General features: G+C 44.0%; 14 protein-coding genes and 1 tRNA gene. 10 read left to right on the top strand and 5 right to left on the bottom strand.

Annotated elements, in window-relative coordinates:
* Window positions 1–101: 101 nt before the first annotated feature.
* The 3 genes from AAE02nite_RS19770 (at window position 102) to AAE02nite_RS19760 (ending at window position 2,386) form a co-directional block, all read left to right on the top strand.
* Entirely contained in the window at window positions 102–716 is a 615-nt protein-coding gene (locus tag AAE02nite_RS19770; RefSeq protein ID WP_146901938.1) for a TetR/AcrR family transcriptional regulator, read from the top strand.
* A gap of 95 nt (window positions 717–811) precedes the next feature.
* Window positions 812–1,072, top strand: a complete 261-nt coding sequence (locus AAE02nite_RS19765; RefSeq protein ID WP_146901935.1) for a phosphopantetheine-binding protein — start codon at window positions 812–814, stop codon at window positions 1,070–1,072.
* 183 nt (window positions 1,073–1,255) lie between these two features.
* Window positions 1,256–2,386 (top strand): MBL fold metallo-hydrolase, encoded by a 1,131-nt coding sequence (locus tag AAE02nite_RS19760; RefSeq protein ID WP_146901932.1) that lies wholly within the window; start codon window positions 1,256–1,258, stop codon window positions 2,384–2,386.
* A gap of 135 nt (window positions 2,387–2,521) precedes the next feature.
* On the opposite strand, the gene AAE02nite_RS19755 is transcribed toward AAE02nite_RS19760, so the two are convergent.
* Window positions 2,522–3,382, bottom strand: coding sequence for an endonuclease/exonuclease/phosphatase family protein (locus AAE02nite_RS19755; RefSeq protein WP_146901929.1), 861 nt, complete (start codon window positions 3,380–3,382; stop codon window positions 2,522–2,524).
* A gap of 723 nt (window positions 3,383–4,105) precedes the next feature.
* Between AAE02nite_RS19755 and AAE02nite_RS19750 the strand changes: the two genes are divergently transcribed.
* The 6 genes from AAE02nite_RS19750 to AAE02nite_RS19725 all read left to right on the top strand — a co-directional run bounded on the left by AAE02nite_RS19750 (window position 4,106) and on the right by AAE02nite_RS19725 (window position 14,011).
* Entirely contained in the window at window positions 4,106–4,651 is a 546-nt protein-coding gene (locus tag AAE02nite_RS19750; RefSeq protein ID WP_146901926.1) for an RNA polymerase sigma-70 factor, read from the top strand.
* Window positions 4,652–4,983: 332 nt separating this feature from the next.
* Window positions 4,984–6,177, top strand: coding sequence for a FecR family protein (locus tag AAE02nite_RS19745; RefSeq protein WP_170252652.1), 1,194 nt, complete (start codon window positions 4,984–4,986; stop codon window positions 6,175–6,177).
* Window positions 6,178–6,462: 285 nt separating this feature from the next.
* Window positions 6,463–7,425 carry a SusC/RagA family TonB-linked outer membrane protein gene (locus tag AAE02nite_RS19740; RefSeq protein WP_170252651.1) on the top strand — a complete coding sequence of 321 codons (963 nt, stop codon included), beginning with the start codon at window positions 6,463–6,465 and terminating at the stop codon, window positions 7,423–7,425.
* The gene (locus AAE02nite_RS19735; RefSeq protein ID WP_146901916.1) at window positions 7,412–9,655 is read left to right on the top strand and encodes a SusC/RagA family TonB-linked outer membrane protein; all 2,244 of its coding nucleotides are present in this window, start codon (window positions 7,412–7,414) and stop codon (window positions 9,653–9,655) included. Before AAE02nite_RS19740 ends, AAE02nite_RS19735 begins: the two co-directional genes overlap by 14 nt.
* 13 nt (window positions 9,656–9,668) lie before the next feature.
* The gene (locus AAE02nite_RS19730) at window positions 9,669–11,354 is read left to right on the top strand and encodes a RagB/SusD family nutrient uptake outer membrane protein (RefSeq protein WP_146901913.1); all 1,686 of its coding nucleotides are present in this window, start codon (window positions 9,669–9,671) and stop codon (window positions 11,352–11,354) included.
* A gap of 182 nt (window positions 11,355–11,536) precedes the next feature.
* Window positions 11,537–14,011 (top strand): hypothetical protein, encoded by a 2,475-nt coding sequence (locus AAE02nite_RS19725; protein ID WP_146901910.1) that lies wholly within the window; start codon window positions 11,537–11,539, stop codon window positions 14,009–14,011.
* A 430-nt stretch (window positions 14,012–14,441) separates the two neighbouring features.
* On the opposite strand, the gene AAE02nite_RS19720 is transcribed toward AAE02nite_RS19725, so the two are convergent.
* From AAE02nite_RS19720 to mltG, 4 genes are all read right to left on the bottom strand, one after another.
* Window positions 14,442–14,526: transfer RNA gene (locus tag AAE02nite_RS19720), tRNA-Ser, on the bottom strand.
* 122 nt (window positions 14,527–14,648) lie between these two features.
* Complete coding sequence (locus tag AAE02nite_RS19715) at window positions 14,649–15,572, bottom strand: YihY/virulence factor BrkB family protein (RefSeq protein ID WP_146901907.1); 924 nt, start codon at window positions 15,570–15,572, stop codon at window positions 14,649–14,651.
* Complete coding sequence (locus AAE02nite_RS19710) at window positions 15,572–15,982, bottom strand: acyl-CoA thioesterase (RefSeq protein WP_146901904.1); 411 nt, start codon at window positions 15,980–15,982, stop codon at window positions 15,572–15,574. Before AAE02nite_RS19710 ends, AAE02nite_RS19715 begins: the two co-directional genes overlap by 1 nt.
* Window positions 15,983–16,129: 147 nt before the next feature.
* Window positions 16,130–17,194 carry an endolytic transglycosylase MltG gene (mltG, locus tag AAE02nite_RS19705; RefSeq protein ID WP_146901901.1) on the bottom strand — a complete coding sequence of 355 codons (1,065 nt, stop codon included), beginning with the start codon at window positions 17,192–17,194 and terminating at the stop codon, window positions 16,130–16,132.
* 224 nt (window positions 17,195–17,418) lie between these two features.
* On the opposite strand from mltG, the gene AAE02nite_RS19700 reads away from it, so the two are divergent.
* The gene (locus AAE02nite_RS19700; protein ID WP_146901898.1) at window positions 17,419–18,051 is read left to right on the top strand and encodes an L-threonylcarbamoyladenylate synthase; all 633 of its coding nucleotides are present in this window, start codon (window positions 17,419–17,421) and stop codon (window positions 18,049–18,051) included.
* Window positions 18,052–18,093: the final 42 nt, after the last annotated feature.

The raw sequence follows: 18,093 nt of genomic DNA, 5'->3' as shown, positions 1-18,093 counted from the left end.
ACAAAACACATAAATAATTACAATAAGTAAGTAGCGGTTGTAGGGCCGTCGCACTAATCCGGCTAAAAATAAAAGCTAAATAAAGAACACATTATAAGTAAATGGAAGCAGGGACAGAAGTGAAGGAAAGAATAGTAGCGCGTGCTTTTGACTTGTTCCGGCAATACGGCATTAAAACCATTTCGATGGCCGATATAGCCGTGGATTTAGGCATTTCCAAGAAAACGCTTTATAAGTGGTTCTCCGATAAAGACGAATTGGTGGCAGAAACCGTTACGGCCTACCTGCAGGAAGTAAAGAATATTTGCACCGGCGCTGCCGATAATCCCGTGGAAGAATTTTGCAGCGCTATAAATTTATCTATTCAGCGGCTTTTGCATTTGCATACCGCCTTCTTTTATGATTTAAAAAAATATTACCAGCCGGCTTACCAAATCTGGCTGCAATATAAGCAGGAGCATATTGTGCAGCTTTTTCAGGATAATTTTTTACGCGGTGTCCAAAGTGGGTTGTACCGTTCCGATTTAAATCCTGATGTTACGGCCCGGCTATACGTGGGGCAATTGCAATCTATTTATTATTCCGATTTATTCCCGCCGGCGGAATACAACCGGCAGGAAACTTACCAGCAGAACTTAAAACATTTTGTGCTGGGCCTGGTTTCTAAAGAAGGCTATAAAATTTTAAGCCAGGTTCAGTTAAAACACTGTAATTAATATTTTTTTAAGCCAAATTGACCTTTTACTTAAAGCGGTTCAACAATTAGCCGTACTTTTGAAAAAATTTTTAAAACAGATTTTTATCAATCCCAATGATCACGCATAAAACCAATTCGCTTCGTCAAAATATTGCCCAGCTAATTCAACAACAAAAAGGTATCCGGACTTCCCGTATTCTAACCCAATCTTTCGAGCAGCTCGGTTTCGATTTAGTAGATTTAATTGATATTATTCTGGCCGTAGAGCATAAATTTGAAGTTACCATACCAGACGAGGTTCCCTTAAATTCGGTAGATGATTTTGTCTCTTTTATTAAGGGAGAGGGTGCCGCCGCGCCGCTGGCCGTTCATTAATCAGGATTTACACCTAATGCATCTTCCCACGCGGTAGATGCTAATTCCGCTTGTTTTCGCCCGACATTGGTGGGCAGCAGATACCGCCGGGGCAGCTATCGAAGCAAGGCGCGTAATTCCTGAAAATATTGAAATTGATAACAAGTTTTTCCGGCACCCAACTGCCAAGGCGGGTGCTTTTTTATGAAAAAGCTATTTAAATATATTTTGTTAACGTTTCTCGGATTAATATTTTTAGTCTTTCTGGGCGGTGCCGTGTTTATGAATATTTCGCCGCAGTTTGGCGGGAAAGCTACCGGCGACCGTTTAGCAGCTATGCAGCATTCGCCGCTTTACCAAGATGGCAAATTCCGGAACCCGGTAGAAACCAATATGGACTTAGGCTTCTCGGGTTACCTGAAAGTTATCGCCAAAACCTTTAACAAAGACAAAAACCAGCAGCCTGATTGGTCCATTCCGGTGCAGAAGATAGATCCCCATCGGTTTACTGCTAAAACCGATTCCCTTACCAAAATTACCTGGTTTGGCCATTCGGCTTTTTTAATAGAGATAGACGGCAAGCGTCTTTTACTCGACCCAATGCTGGGAAATGCGCCGTCGCCGATTTCGTTTTTGGGTACGCAGCGGTTTAGCAAAACACTGCCCATAGCCATCGCAGATTTGCCCGCCATCGATGCGGTTCTGATTTCGCACGACCATTACGATCACCTGGATTATGGTTCAATACAGGAGTTAAAAGCTAAAACCGGCCATTTTTACGTGCCTTTAGGCATTGGTGCGCATCTGGAAGCCTGGGGTGTACCCGCTGCTAAAATAACGGAGCTGGAGTGGTGGCAGGAAACCGAATTTCAGGGGCTGAAATTAGTGTCTACCCCGGCGCGGCATTTTTCCGGCCGGGGCCTGACCGACCGGATGAAAACCCTTTGGACTTCCTGGGTAATTCAGGGAAAACAGGATAAAATATTCTTCAGCGGCGACTCGGGCTATTTCCCGGGTTTTAAACAGATCGGCGACAAGTACGGTCCTTTTGCTATAACTTTAATGGAATGCGGCCAATACAACGAACTTTGGTCCAATATTCACATGATGCCCGAACAAACCGTACAAGCCCACCTCGACCTGAAGGGAAAAGTACTCATGCCCATTCACTGGGGGGCTTTTACCTTAGCCATGCATAGCTGGACCGAGCCCATCGAAAGATTGCAAGCCAAAGCCAATGCTTTACAGGTACCCATTACCACACCGCAAATCGGGGAAACCATTACTTTAAATCAGGACCTCCCAACCAGTTCCTGGTGGCACAAACAGCCCTGATATTTTCTTGCTTTACTATACATCTTCATAACTTACAGTAGTTCCGTACAAGTAGCTAATCCGATTTTAATAACCCATGCTGATGCTCAAAGGATAGCTGCAAGCTAGTACCTGACAGCAAATAGCCGTTAAATATTATTTATTAATGACAACTTCGGCGATAACCGCCAGATGATCGGAGAAGTAGCGGCCGTCCTGCTGATCGGTTAAAATAGCATGTTGTAAAACTTGCACGGGCTTATTTACAAAAATATAATCTATTCTGGCCCTAACCGGATTCTTTACCCAAAAGCCGCTCGAAGAGCCGGCCGGGCCATAATGCGGCGTTTTGGAAATACTCTTGGCATCAAACAAACCCGTATTGTTTACTAATATTTGGTAAGGCTTAGAAGTTTCGGTGGTATTAAAGTCGCCGGTAATCAGTACCGGTAAGTTCCCGGCTATTTTGGCCACTTGCTTTACCAATATTTCTGAACTTTTTTCCCGGGTAAAAGAGCCCCGGTGGTCGTAGTGGGTATTAAAGTGAAACAAGGTCCGGCCGCTCCGCAAATCTTTTAGCTTAACCCACGACGCTACTCTCGGAAAATAAGCATCCCAGCTCTTGCTGCCGGGTATATTGGGGGTTTCGGAATACCAGAACGTACCCGAATCTAATAATTTAAAACGGCTCTTGCGGTAATAAATAGCACTGAACTCACCGTCTTCTTTCCCGTCCATCCGTGCAACTCCATACCAGGCAAAATCCGGCAATCTGGCTTCCAAATCTTTTATCTGACTGATTACGGCTTCCTGTACTCCAATTAAATCGGCCTGGTGGTATTTCATTAAAGCGGCAACTTTGTCTTTGCGGTTATCCCAAACGTTAATACTATCTATTTTATTCAGGTAGCGGATGTTGTAAGACATTATCCGTAAATTATTCGTGTTTTTTACTTTTTGAGCAAAATTCGGGAATCCCAGCAGGACTAATAGCATGAGAAAGAGTAGGCTGCGCATAGGTAGTATTATTAGTGTTTAGTTCATGATTTAACTTTAGCAAGTAATTGAAAAAAGCCTGCCTTTACCAAAATGGATTTTTGTACCCTAAAACGTTGTTAAGTTTCTTTTGAGCTTGTACTAATGAGCTATTTAGGCTTAAAACAACAACCCGAAAGTTAAAATAACAAACACGTACGTGAATTGGTGAAATTAATTAACCTGATAATTTACCACAAATAAAATTCTAAATAATTGCTTACCTGCCAACTACTGCTGGCTTACAGGGAAACACGTTCAGGCGCGTAGCTGTGATGAGAGTTATAGGCTTGGTCAGTCCGGTAAGTAACGGCTAGATATTGCGGAGAAGATCGCTTTTTTGCTCACTTCAGGTGACAGCAGCTTACTTTGCTTTGAGCAGGAGGGAGGTTCCCCATATACCTAGCCGGCAGTGATAAACGTAGCTTGCCGGTTAGTGGTTAACTGCTGGTTTAAGGAGAAGGTATAGGAGAAGTAATAATTGAACACAATGCCGGTGAGTAAAATAGCCGGCGTAAGCTACTCTCTAATTGAATCTGAAGAATTCAAGTTATATATATTGTGTAGAAATTTTAATTTTATTAGCTTGAAGTTTCAAATTTTTTTAAATAATATAAATTTTATACAAAAGAAGTAATCTATTCTGCAGCAGTTAAGAATTTAAAGTAATTATTCTTTGGGAAGAATAATCTTAAAAGAAAAGAAATGATAATTAGCTCGGTTGACACGGATTTGGAAAGTTTATTTAATACCTACTTTAAAAGGTTGGTTTATTTTTCCTATCAAATTGTGGCTAATAAAGAAACGGCAGAAGATACTGTGCAGGAAGTATTTCTGAAATATTACAGGAATAAGAAGGAGGTTGATGCGGAAGTTAACGACCTGATAAGCTATTTATATAGTTCGGTTAGAAATGCTAGTCTTAATTTCTTAAGGCATCAGAAAGTAGAATCAAAATACAAAGAACAATTGGCTGTTTCGGAAGTAGATGAAGACTATATTATGGCCTCTATTACGAGGGCGGAGGTTATAGCTGAATTATATGCGGCCTTGGAAACATTACCCGAGGGCTGCAAAAAGATTTCGTATTTAAGCTTTATCCAAGAAAAGAAAAACCAGGAAATTGCCCAGGAGCTGGGTATTTCTGTTACTACGGTTAAATCACAGAAGCAACGGTCTCTGCAATTGCTCCGGCTCCGGTTAAACCCCGAAATATTCGGCGCTATCTTATTAATTTTACTTTCAGAATAAACATCGTTGAGCCTTATCGGCATTTAATACTTACCTTTTCCGGATAAGCCAGGCTTTATAATCCTAAAAACTGCCTGCATTTGCCGGCAAAATTCAGAAACTGTTTTAAAACCTATTGAACATGTCTTTATGATAGTTTACATTAAATAAAAAAGCCATTTTAAAGCTGTAAAGCCAGTTCTTATTAAACCTGAATTTATTTATTTTCCTGCTTAAATAGGTTTTAAAACAGTCTCTCAGGTTCATCAGTCTTTTCTAATAAATAAAAAAATACTTTCAGTTTATTCCATCCGATGAGCAAGGGAGTGTGTCCTATATTCAGAAGCACACTTATGGAAAATAATTTAGACCCCTTCAAAAATGCTGATATTGTATTAAAGTACCTGCGCGGGGAATTAAATTCTTCTGAAGTGGAGGCATTTGAGAAATGGTTGAAGCAGAATAAAGCAAATGAAGCGTTTCTGCAAAAAGTGCAGGATGAGGAGAAACTGCAGCAGGAGCTGGACTTTTATGCTGCCATCAATACTAAAAAGAACTGGCAGGAATTGGTTGGCAAAGCACAAACAGAACCCAAAGTAATTAAGCTTTGGCATAAACCGGCTATAGTCAAATATGCGGCTGTCTTCCTGCTTTTCGCTTTAACTATTTTAACGATTTATATCGATAATAATAAAGAGCCCACAATTGTCTCTTCACCCCCCTCTTCTAACCAGCCGGAAATTAAGCCCGGTAAGGACCAGGCCAAACTTACCTTGGCCGATGGAACGGAAATAATTCTTGATGAATCTGAAAATGGGTTATTGCAGGCTAACGACCACGTTAAAATAAATAAACAAAACGGAAGGGTCGTTTACCAGTTTACGGGTAACCCGATGGCCGTAACAGCGCTAGAATTCCATACTATTTCAACCCCTAGAGGGGGGCAATATCAGCTTTCACTTCCCGATGGCACCCAGGTTTGGCTGAATGCCGCCTCCACCTTACGGTTCCCGGTTGCTTTTTCAAACTACGAACGCAAAGTTACCTTAACTGGGGAAGGGTATTTTGAGGTGGCAAAAAACAAGGAAAAGCCTTTTAGAGTGGTTGCCAACCATACTACCGTGGAAGTACTCGGCACCCATTTTAACATCAATGCTTATTCCGAGGAAAACTGGACCAAAACTACCCTGTTAGAAGGTTCAGTTAAAGTAAATAAAGAAAACGCGGGCGTAGTATTAGAGCCTGGCTTTCAGGCAATAACGGGTGAAGCCGGTAAAATAAAATTGACAGCTGCTGACCTGGATCAGGTAATTGCCTGGAAAGAAGGCTATTTTCAGTTTGATAAGGAAGATTTTAATTCTATAGCTACCCAGCTCGAAAGGTGGTATGATGTAGAATTTATCTATCCGGCTACCATGAGCTCCTGGGAATTTGCCGGTGCGATTCCGCGCAGTACCAGTCTTAATCAGGTGCTGCACATGTTAGAATTATCGGGTTCCATTAAATTTAAGCTGGAAGGAAGGAGGATTATGGTAGAACCTAAATAATGAATACACCCTTGCCGCTTTAAATAAAAATACCGGCAGTGCGCCAACACCACCGGTACCAAAAGGCTGCGGGTTAAATACCCTTGCGAAAGAATACTATTACCTCACCTTAAAAACAAATTTATGCAATTAAATCGACTCTTCAAGAGTGGAAGGCGCCTCTGTTTTTATCCACCCAAACCATTTTTAATCATGAATCTTGTTATTTTACTTACAGTTATCTGTCTTCAGGTAAGTGCGAGCGCAGTTTCACAACAAATAACCATAACGGAGAATAATATACCCTTGGAAAAGGTATTTAAATCCTTGCGGAAGCAGACCGGCTATTCTTTTTTTTACCGGGTTAATTTGCTGCAAAAAGCCAGGCCGGTAAACCTGCAATTAAAAGGTGTAACCCTGGACGAAGCTTTAAAAAATTGCTTTGAAGGGCAACCTTTTACCTATGAAATTTTAAATAAAACAGTCATCATCAAGCCCAAGGAAATAAGTAAAAATGAAGGACAAAAATTCATTTCAGATACCAGGATAGATTTAACTATTTCGGGGAAAGTAATTTCTGAAGCCGGGGAGCCTTTAATAGGGGTAACAGTTGTGCTGAAAGGAACCACCATGGGAACCAGTACTGATGTTGCCGGTAGGTATTCTATGACTGTTCCGGATAATGGAGGCACTATTGTTTTCTCTTACATTGGTTTTTTAACCAAGGAAGTCGCCGTTGAGAATGCAACTACAGTTGATGTAACAATGGCCCCGGATGTAAAATCGCTGGAGGAAGTAGTGGTGGTGGGTTATGGTACCCAGCAAAAGAAAGACATAACGGGAGCGGTTTCTACCATCGACGCCAAGGATGTAGGGGAACGCCGGGCCATGCAGGTATCGGAAGCCCTGCAGGGAAGTGTACCAGGGGTAACGGTTACACGCAACTCCGGAGCGCCGGGAGCCACTTCTACCATCCGGTTACGGGGTATTACCACCATCGGCGAAAATAATCCACTTATCATAATAGATGGGGTACCCAACGACAATATCAATAATGTAAACCCCAATGATATTGAAAGTATTACGGTGTTAAAAGATGCGGCTTCAGCGGCTATTTACGGATCAAGAGCGGCAGCCGGCGTAATTCTGGTAACCACTAAACGGGCCAAAGCCGGTCAGTCGAGCCTGGAATATAATTACGAATACGGCGTACAGACCCCAACCCACTTCGGAGTATGTAGATGTAGTCCGGTACATGCAGTTGTTTAACGAATACCAGACAAACGATGGCGGTGCGGCATTGTATTCGCAGCAACATATAGAAAATTATAGAGAAAACAACCGCCAGGATCCTGATAAGTTTCCGGCTACTGATTGGCAGCAAACAGTGCTGAAAAGCTATGCACCACGGCAAATGCACGATTTGTCTTTTACAATTGGTACCGAAAAAATCAAAACAAAAGCTTCTTTGAGTTATGCAAAAGTAGACGGCTTGTACGACAATCGGGCTTATTACCGGTATACCGTCCGGATAAACAATGACATGAACATCAATAAAAGCCTGAATGCTAATTTAGACCTGTTCTACAAGCGTACCCACAACCAGGAAGTACCCGGCGAAAACCCAATTTACGCTTCTCGGGTGTTGCCGGGCTTTTACGACGATAAGTACGAAGATGGCCGCTGGGCCCCCGGCAAGGATGGCCGTAATCCCCTGGCTCAAATTTACGACGGCGGATTTAACGAGGCTTTTTACAACCAAATGGGCGGCCGGTTAGCTTTTAACTTTAAGCCGATCAATGACCTTTCACTTACCGCTATAGTTTCGCCAACCCTGAATTTTGACAAAACAAAAGTTTTTTCGAAAGTAATTCAGTTTACCGATGTAGCCGATCCGGGTAAAATATTAAATGCCAACCAGGCCAATACTACGTTAACCGAAGGCCGGCCGGAGTCTCGCTATATAAACGGACAACTTTTGGCTAACTACTCTAAAAATATAAGAGAGAGCCATCAACTGGATGCTTTGCTGGGTTACGAAGAAAACTACTATTACAGCGAAGGTTTATCCGCCTCGCGCGGTTCCTTTACCATTAACAATTTCCCTTTTCTCGATGTAGGTAATCTGGAACTCCGTAATAATAGCGGTGGCGCTGCTGAGTCGGCGTTGCGTTCGGTTTTCAGCCGTTTAAAATATAGCTTCCGCGATAAATATTATGTCCAGGGTAATGTACGCTACGATGGTTCGTCCCGGTTCCACCAGGACCGCCGCTGGGCGTTGTTTCCATCTTTTTCGGCTGGCTGGACCCTCTCGGAAGAAAGTTTTCTGAAAAATGTCCGCCCGCTTTCTTTTCTGAAAATACGTGGGTCCTGGGGCGTAGTAGGCAACGAGCGGATTGGCAATTATCCATACCAGTCCTCTATTCAGTTCTACAATGCTTTATTTTACCGGGGTACCCAAATATCCACCGAGACCACCGGTGCGCAGGTGAAATACGCCGTGGAAGATATTACCTGGGAAACTACTCAATCGGTTGATTTTGGCCTGGACGCTGGATTCCTGGGTAACCGTTTGTCCTTGACGGCCGATGTATACGATAAGAAAACGCGCGATATTTTACTTGCCCTGGATATTCCCCGGTATCTGGGCTACGATAACCCTAATCAGAATGCCGGCATGGTAAGCGCCCGGGGCTGGGAACTGGCAACCGGCTGGCGCGATAGAATTGGCGTTTTAGGCTACTCGGTAAACCTTAACTTATCTGATGCGAAAACCCAAATTGTGGACCTGAAGGGTACCCAAATGCGGGGCGACCAGGCCCAGTTAGAAGGCGGTGAATTTAACGAATGGTTTGGTTACAAATCGGCTGGATTATTCCAGACCGCCGAAGAAGTAAAAGATTCGCCCGTGTTAAATAATAATACCAAGCCCGGCGACATCCGGTACGTGGATATTAACGAAGACGGAAAAATTACCCCCGAAGGTGATAAAGTACTCTTGGGCGGCTCTTTGCCCCGGTACATTTATGGCGGCAACATTCGGTTAGATTTTAAAGGTCTGGATTTTACCCTGGTGTTGCAAGGGGTCGGTAAAGTAAAACGCCAGTTGGGCAGTAATGTCATTCAACCATTCCTCGAAAACTTTGGCAATGTACCGGCCGAAATCGATGGTAATTTCTGGAGCCTGACCAATACACCCGAGCAAAACTTAAGCGCTAAGTATCCGCGGCTTTCCAAAGCCTCCGAAGGCAATAATTACCAGATGTCGGATTATTGGCTGATGGATGGCTCTTACCTCCGCGTTAAAAACCTGACTTTAGGTTATAACCTGCCCGAAGTATTAACCAGCCGCCTGCGGCTACAAGGCTTGCGGGTTTATGTAGCGGCCAACGATCTAAAGTCCTTCAGTAAATTCCCCAAGGGCTGGGACCCCGAAGTAGATGGTTCTACTTACCCAATTGTAACTACCCTGATGGGCGGAGTATCTGTTAAATTTTAAAAGCGCATATCCCATGAAATGTATAAAATTTATAGCTGTTGTTATGCTGGCGGGTTTGGTCGGTTGCAGCGACTTGGACCTGAACCCCTTATCCGAAAGTTCTACCAGTACTTTTTATTCGAACCAAAAGGAGTTAGAATTAGCCGTAAACGATTTGTACCGGACAGGCTTTTTTGGCAATGACGATGAGCTATACACCGATAATTATTGGCACCGGGCCCAGGGCGGGAATGCCGTTACCTACGGAACCCTTAACGCCGATGATGGCGCCGTGCTTAATTTCTGGAACAATGCTTATAAGCAAATAGCCCGGGTAAATAGTTTTCTGGCGAATAAAGACCGGGCTAAAAATAATACGCCGGCCAACATCATGACCCGCCTGGAAGCCGAAGCCCGGTTTGTGCGCGCCTACCAGTATAGCCGTTTAATTACGCATTTCGGCGATGTGCCCTTTTTAAAGGACCAGGTAAGCCTGGAAGAATCGTATAAGCTTAACCGCGCCAGCAAAGACGAAATTTTGCAGTTTATTTTTAGTGAGCTGGACTGGGCCGCCGAAAATTTACCGGCCACTTATGGCTCCGGCGAATTGCGGCGTTTTTCTAAAGGAGCGGCGCTGGCCATTAAAGCCCGTACGGCCTTGTACATGGACAAATGGGCCGAAGCGCGGGATGCCGCTAAAGCCGTAATGGATTTAGCAGGCACTGGCGTATATGCCCTGCACCCCAGCTACCGCGATTTGTTTTTAACCGCCGCAGAAACCAGTAAAGAAATTATTATCAGTGTGCCGCGATCGCAGGCTCAAGGTGTTTTCACCGAAACGGCAGCTGTTAAAGATCAGATTTCCCGGAATGCAACCGGTTTTGGCGCTCAGATTCCGACCTGGGAATTAATGGATTCTTACGAAGCGACCGATGGTTTGCCCATTGATGAATCGCCGTTGTATAACCCCCGCCGGCCTTTCGCTAACCGCGACCCCCGACTGGCTGCTTCCATTGTAGAAATCGGTAGTACCTGGTTAGGCTTCCGGTACCAGCCACACCCGGATACGCTGCGGGTAAAAAATTATAAAACCGGGCAGCTCGTGAATAACCTGGATAGCCGCGCGGTAGCAACCTTTGCCAGTTATACCGGCTTGTTATGGAAAAAAGGCGTTGACCTGACCTGGGCCGACCGGTTAGTGGAAGATAATGACCAGATTATTTTACGCTATGCCGAAATGCTGCTTACCTATGCCGAAGCTAAGATTGAACTTGGCGAGATAGATGCAGCGGCCCTGAATGCCTTAAACCAGGTAAGAGCCCGGGCTTACAGTGTAAATGTAAACCAAACCGACAAATACCCCGCTGTTACCACCACCGATAAAAATGGGTTAAGAACCATCATCAAGCGGGAACGCCGGGTAGAATTTGCGAAAGAGGGGCTGCGGTACATGGATTTAATCCGTTGGGGAATTGCTGAAAAAGCTTTAACCAAACCCGTCGTAGGTTTACCCGACCCGAATAAACAAGACCGCACCAAATGGCCTTTCCCGGGCGTACCAACCATCGACGAAGATGGTATTCCAGATTATTCGGCTTTACTCTCCGATGTTAAAGTTTTGGCCATACGCAATTTCGATAAAACAAAACAATATTTATGGCCTATTCCGGCAACCGAAAGACGCGTAAATACCAATCTCACACAAAATACTGGTTATTAAAAGCTAAACAAACTAATACCAAAGCTGATTTAAAAACAATATTTCAGAAAACAGAAACGCCAAATCAGCATAAGTTTAATAAGGCTGTGTCGCCGGAAGTGTCGTTTTATGAATCGCACTTCCGGTTGCCAAGCTTGTACCTAAAATCGATTTTTCCATTAATTAAATAATGTAATTAACGCATGAAATTATCTAAGCTTTCCTGCATAGTGGCCTTTATCATTGCTGGTAGTTCTATTCAGGTTTTAGCCCAGCAAAAGGAGCCCTCTTACAGTGGTATTTATCCCCATTTAGCTTATTACAACAACGAGGGCGAGTGCGGTACGGGCGCGGTGGTGCCCTGGGCAGGCCGATTATATGTAATAACCTACGGCCCGCATTTACCTTTTGGTTCTTCTGATAAGTTGTACGAAATAACCACCGATCTGCAGCAGGCTGTCCGGCAGGAGAGTATTGGGGGCACCCCGGCCAACCGCTTGATACACCGAGAAAGCAGCCAGCTTTTTATTGGACCCTATGTAATAGATGCCAACCGCAAGGTTAGGGTAATTCCTTACAAGGGCGAAGGAGCAGCTCCGGGCCGGATTACGGCTACCGCCAGGCATTTAACCAATCCCAAAGAAATGGTTTATAACGCCACCATGGAAGAAGGTTTTTACGAAATAGACGTAAACACTTTAAAACCCAAAACCCTGTATGTAGATGGTAATACAGTTAGAAAAGAAAGTGATGCCGGCCAATTTAGTCCATTGTTGCCGGGTGCGCACGGCAAAGGTTCTTATTCGGGCCAAGGGGTTTTGGTTTATTCGAACAATGGCGAAGATTCCCCGGAGGCACTGAAGAAATTTGATATTAAAGCCGGTTCATTGGCCGAATGGAACGGGAAGGACTGGAAAATAGTACGCCGCAACCAGTTTGTGGAAGTAACCGGACCCGGTGGCATTTACGGCAATGCTAACCCAGCTACTGATCCTATTTGGGCCACCGGCTGGGACCACAAATCGGTACTGTTAGGGGTGCGGGATAATGGTGGTTGGTCTTTTTACCGTTTACCTAAAGCCAGCCACAGCTACGACGGCGCTCACGGCTGGAACACCGAGTGGCCCCGCATCCGCGATATCGGCACCACTGCCCAACCTGACTATTTAATGACGATGCACGGCATGTTTTGGCGGTTTCCCGGCACCTTTACTTCTAAAAATACGGCCGGTATTCGTCCCCGGTCGGCTTACTTAAAAGTTATCGGCGATTTTACCCGCTGGCAAGATGGATTGGTATTTGGTTGTGATGATTCGGCACAAAAGGAATTTTTAAATAAGCGGAAAGCCAAAGGCAACATAGAAGGTACGGGTCAGTCTAATTCCAACCTCTGGTTTACTTCGGTTGACCAGCCAGATAAATTAGGTCCGAATACCGCCGAAGGGGCCGTGTTGTTATCGGAACAAATCGCCGCGAACAAGCCCTCTGAACCATTTTTATTTGCGGGCTGGAAAAACCGCATGGCTTGGGTATTAAACGAAGGCAATACCGCTGCTGCTTTTAAATTTGAAGTAGACCGTGCTGGCAACGGAAAATGGAGTACCCTAAAAACCATAAAAGCTGAACCAGGTAAAGCCGTGGCCTTACCTTTTGAACCTAACGAAAAAGGGGAGTGGATACGGGTAAGCAGCGATAAAGGCACGAAAGCTACGGTTCATTTCTCCTACACCGATGAAAGCCGCTTTAATACCCCTGATAACGCTTTATTTCAGGGCCTGGCCATTGTAAGCAAGACAAATTATAACGGAGGTTTAATGTTTGGGTTAGGCGAAGATCGCCGCGCCTTGGGCCTATTGGCTGGAAATATTACTAATGGCAAGTTTGAAGAGAGCGGTTACTACGAACTGGATGGAAACATGAATCTCGTAAAAAAAGAAGATTCCAAAACCGCCCAATTTATCCGGGAAAAATTTGCAATTCCGGGTAAAGTCATGACCGTTGATGAATCCTCGGTGCTGATGGTAGATGACCAGGGCCGCCGGTGGCGCCTCCCTCTTGGTAACGCCAATTATACCAACTTAACCAATAATAGCCTGCTCCGGGTTTGCCGCGAAGTAGCCACCGAACGCGATTTACTAAATGCCCACGGTACCTTCTATGAATTACCGGCCGAAAACGCGGATGGGTTTGCCAAAATAAGACCGGTTTCATCGCATAATTTAGCTATTCATGATTACGCCTCTTATAGGGGCTTATTAGTCATGACCGGGGTGGAGGCAAATTCTAAAGTGAACGCGGAGCATATCATCCGTTCTACCGACGGCAAAGCTAGTGTGTGGGCCGGTACTATTGACGATTTGTGGAAGTTGGGTAAACCCAAAGGCGAAGGTGGTCCCTGGAAAAACAGCCAGGTTAAGAAAGGTATTGCCTCTGACCCTTATCTGATTGGATTTTACGATAAGCGTAAACTTAGCTTGTCGCATGATGCGAAAGAGCCGGTAACTTTTACGATGGAAGTAGAGCCTATTGGTCATGGGCCCTGGATGACCTATAAGGAAATAACTGTACCAGCCGGAAAATCCATCGACTATACTTTCCCTGATTCATTCCAGGCACGCTGGGTCCGATTCAGTTCGAGTAGGGATTGTAAAGCAACGTCCTGGTTAAAGTATGAATAAGGATAAAGTGCTTATCAAAACTATATACCTATGCGTTGCTTTGGTTACAGGATTATCACTTAGCTTCCTTCATTGCCCAAAGCTTACAACTCTACTGTTTTTTTAACAGTTTTAAAATAGCCCCAATTAAGGTTTTCGGCTACTGGGGTTATTTTACCTATAGTTCGACAAAAGACGATTTTAGGATTTAATAATAAAACTAAATTTAACGAATGTCTTGGTTCAGGGATATCAGAATTAATAAGGGAAGTAGAATTGATTGATGGTACAAAATTTTTCTTCGATGAATATCCTGTACAAGCAGACCTTAAATAATGTAGCCCCAATCTCATTGGCATATGGGTGAGGTATCTTCTTTAAAGGATGGGACGCTAAAGCCAGACATGAAAAAAGCCTGCAAACTTTCATTTGCAGGCTTTTTAATTTTCAGCAGAGAGAGAGGGATTCGAACCCCCGGACCTGTTACAGTCAACGGTTTTCAAGACCGCCGCAATCGACCACTCTGCCATCTCTCTAAGTGGGAACAAAAGTATACGATTAACTTAAATATTCAAAATGATACGGAAAAAAATTATCAGGTTTTTTAGTTAAACATTTGGGTAAATATTACGGGAGGTCGCTCTGAATTCATAATTCCTTATCGTTCAAATCGTTTCGTTACCGAGTCGATGCTCACGTTAATTTCGAATCCCAGAATTAAAATCATCGACACAAAGTCTAACCAAATCATTAAACCCACCAAAGCCCCGATAGAACCGTAAAAATGGTTATAAGTATCGAAAATGCTGATGTATAAAGAAAAAAGCCACGAAACCAGAAATATTAAAAGGGTAGCCACCACGGCCCCGGCCGAAAAGAAGGGCCACTTGTCGTGAATGGCGGGCACGTAATAATAAATAGAGCAGGTAGCAATCAGGAACAGGAAGATTACCGCAATGTATTTAAGCAGAACAATAAGCGAGTACGTGAAACGCTCCGTTACTACCTCGTAAAACACCAGCACATCCAGAATATACGTGCCGAAGAATATTGCTGCAATAGCCGTTATCAGAATAAAGGACAAAGCAAAAGTTAACAGCGTGGCAATAATGCGTTTGCGCAGGTAGGTTCGCTTCCGAAAAGTTTTGTATTTTTTGTCAAAAGCATCCATCAACGACATAATGCCGTTGGTAGAAAGCACCAGAGCAAACAGAAAGTTGATGGATAACAATCCCCCCCGAGGAATATTTACAATATCGTTGATAGTGCCGGCCGTAGCTTCGTACATCTCTTTCGGCATAAAATCTTCCATAAAGTTGAGGATGCTCACGTTTAAATCCGGAATAGGAATATAAGGAATAAGCGTAAACAGGAAGATAATGGTCGGGAACATAGACAGCGTAAAGTTAAACGCCATGTAGGAAGCCCGCTTGGTAATGGAATCGAGTTTTAGTTCGTTTAATAATACATCCAGCACATCGTAAACCGAAACCTGCCCGTTCTGAAAAGTCAGCCGTTTCAGAAACAGGATAAATTTACGGTAGGAGCGCCGCTTTTTAACGTATTTTCCGGTTATACCCATTAATTGTAGTACCTATCCATTTGCGTAAGGATGCTCTGGGGCAAAGCAATAGGCCGCCCGGTTTTTACATCTACGAAAACCAAAGTAGTTTCGCCTACATTTAATAATTCCTGGGCTTCGTTCAGAACATCATAATGAAAAACGATGCGGGTGCCGTGGGGTTTATTTTTAACCTGTACTTTAACCGTTAGTAAATCGTCGTAGCGGGCCGGTTTGATATATTTGGTGCGCATTTCCAGTACGGGCATAATAATGCCTTCTTTTTCCATTTCTTTGTACGAAATACCTAAACTCCGGAATGCCTCGGTGCGGGCAACTTCGTAGTAAGCGGCAAAATTGCCATAATACACATACCCCATTTGGTCGGTTTCGGAATACCGCACCCGTATTTGTACTTCAGATTGAAACACGCTTTTTTTGAATTAGAAATTATAAATATAGAATTAGAAATTTTATCTACAGCAGGAATTTAAAAAATCAAATTAAAAGAGAGGCTTTACGCTTAGTAAAGAAATATTGCAAGCGCCTTCCATATTTTAATTTTTGATTAAGAATTCTTACCGCAAAATATTACGCTCGTTTAGAGCGGCCTGGTAGCGGCGCGCATTGCGGATGTGCTCCGTTTCGTTGCGGGCAAAGCTGTGGTAGCCCGAAAAATCTTCTTTTGCGCAGAAATAAATATAGTCGTGGTGTTCCGGATTCAGCACCGCATCAATCGAGCTAATGGAAGGCAGATTGATGGGGCCGGGGGGCAAACCTTTATATTTGTAGGTATTATACGGCGAATCGGTACGCAAATGCACGTTCAGCACCCGGCGAATGGTAAAATCGCCGACCGCATAAACCACCGTCGGGTCGGCTTGCAGGGGCATTCCTTTTTCCAGGCGGTTCAGGTACACGCCCGCAATGCGGGGCCGCTCATCGGCGTGCTGCGATTGTTCGGCCTGCACAATAGAAGCCAGGGTAGAAACTTCGGGTTTGGTTAAGCCCAATGCCCGGGCCCGGTCTTCGCGCTGCGTGGTCCAGAAAGCATCGTATTCCTTTTTCATCCGCTTCAGCAAATCGCGGGCATTGGTATTCCAGTACAATTCGTAGGTATTCGGAATAAACATGGTAAGCACCGTGGTTGTATCAAACCCCAGGCTTTTTACATATTTTTCATCGCTTAACAGCGAGTCGAGCTCGGTTTGGGTAGCCGTTAAATCTTCGCTCAGCTTCTTCGTTAAATCTTTTTTAACCCTAATATTGGTAAAGGTGAGTTTTACCGGCGATTGGCGGCCGGCCCGCAAATCGGATATTAACTGGCGGTTGGTATAGTTGTCTTTCAGCTCGTAATGACCGGCTTTAACCAGCTCCGGGTAATCCATCAGTTTGGCCATAAACCGGAACGACAGCTTATCTATTATTACATTTTTCTTATCTATGGAGTCCATCACCTGTTCAAACGTGGCTCCTTCGGGTATCCGGATGTAGGTCCGGTCGCCTTTGGTATCTACGTTGGGCGTATAAACAATCTGGTAGGCGTAATAAGAAAAGCTGACAAATAATACGGCAAAAATGGCCAGGAATATCCGGAATTTACTCGTGGGTTGTTTTTTACTTTTTTTCTTAGAGGTAGTCATGCTACAAAATTAATAAATAAGCCTCTTCCGGTAAGCGCCCCGGAAAATTATTTTGGCCGGCGTTTTGGCTGATTAACAATTTTTTAATTTAAACTATTCAATCGGGCGTTTTATTTTGCTGCGGGGTGTAATTAAGTCCGGCTATTATTCCGGAAGTGGGGCAGCTGCCGGAATAACCTTCCGTTGCGAATGCGAGTATCATTAAAGCATTTACCTTTAACTTTATGAGCAACGCCCTTTATTTAAAAATTCACCCGGAAAATCCGCCTTTAAATAAAATATTGCAGGTGATTGATATTCTGCGGAAAGGCGGGATTATTATTTATCCCACCGATACCATTTACGGTATGGGTTGCGACCTGCACAATGCGCGGGCCATGGAGCGCTTGTGCCAGATAAAAGGTATTAAACCCGATAAAGCAAATTTATCTTTTATCTGCAGCGATTTAACGCATATTTCGGATTACGCCCGGTCTATCTCAACCCAAACCTATAAAGTAATGAAAAAAGCTTTGCCGGGTCCGTTTACTTTTATTCTGGAAGCCAGCAGCAAGGTGCCCAAGCTGGCCGGTGCTAAGAAAAAGACGGTCGGCATCCGGGTGCCCAATCACCAGATTCCGCTGGCGCTGGTAAAAGAACTAGGCAACCCAATTATCAGTACCTCTATCCGCGACGAGGACGAAGTAATTGAATATTCAACCGATCCGGAATTAATATTCGAAAAGTTTAAAGGTTTGGTAGATGTGGTAATTGACGGCGGTTACGGGCATAATATTCCGTCGACGGTGGTAGATTGCCAGAACGACCAGTACGAAATTATTCGCCAGGGCGCCGGCATTTTAGAAGAGTACGTGTAATATTTTTTCTGATAGCAATTTCATCTGGTAAGGGTTACCCAA

This window comes from Adhaeribacter aerolatus, from assembly GCF_007991635.1.
GTDB lineage: Bacteria > Bacteroidota > Bacteroidia > Cytophagales > Hymenobacteraceae > Adhaeribacter > Adhaeribacter aerolatus.
Note: the sequence above shows the minus strand (reverse complement) of the source record. Positions and strands in the feature narration are given on the sequence as shown.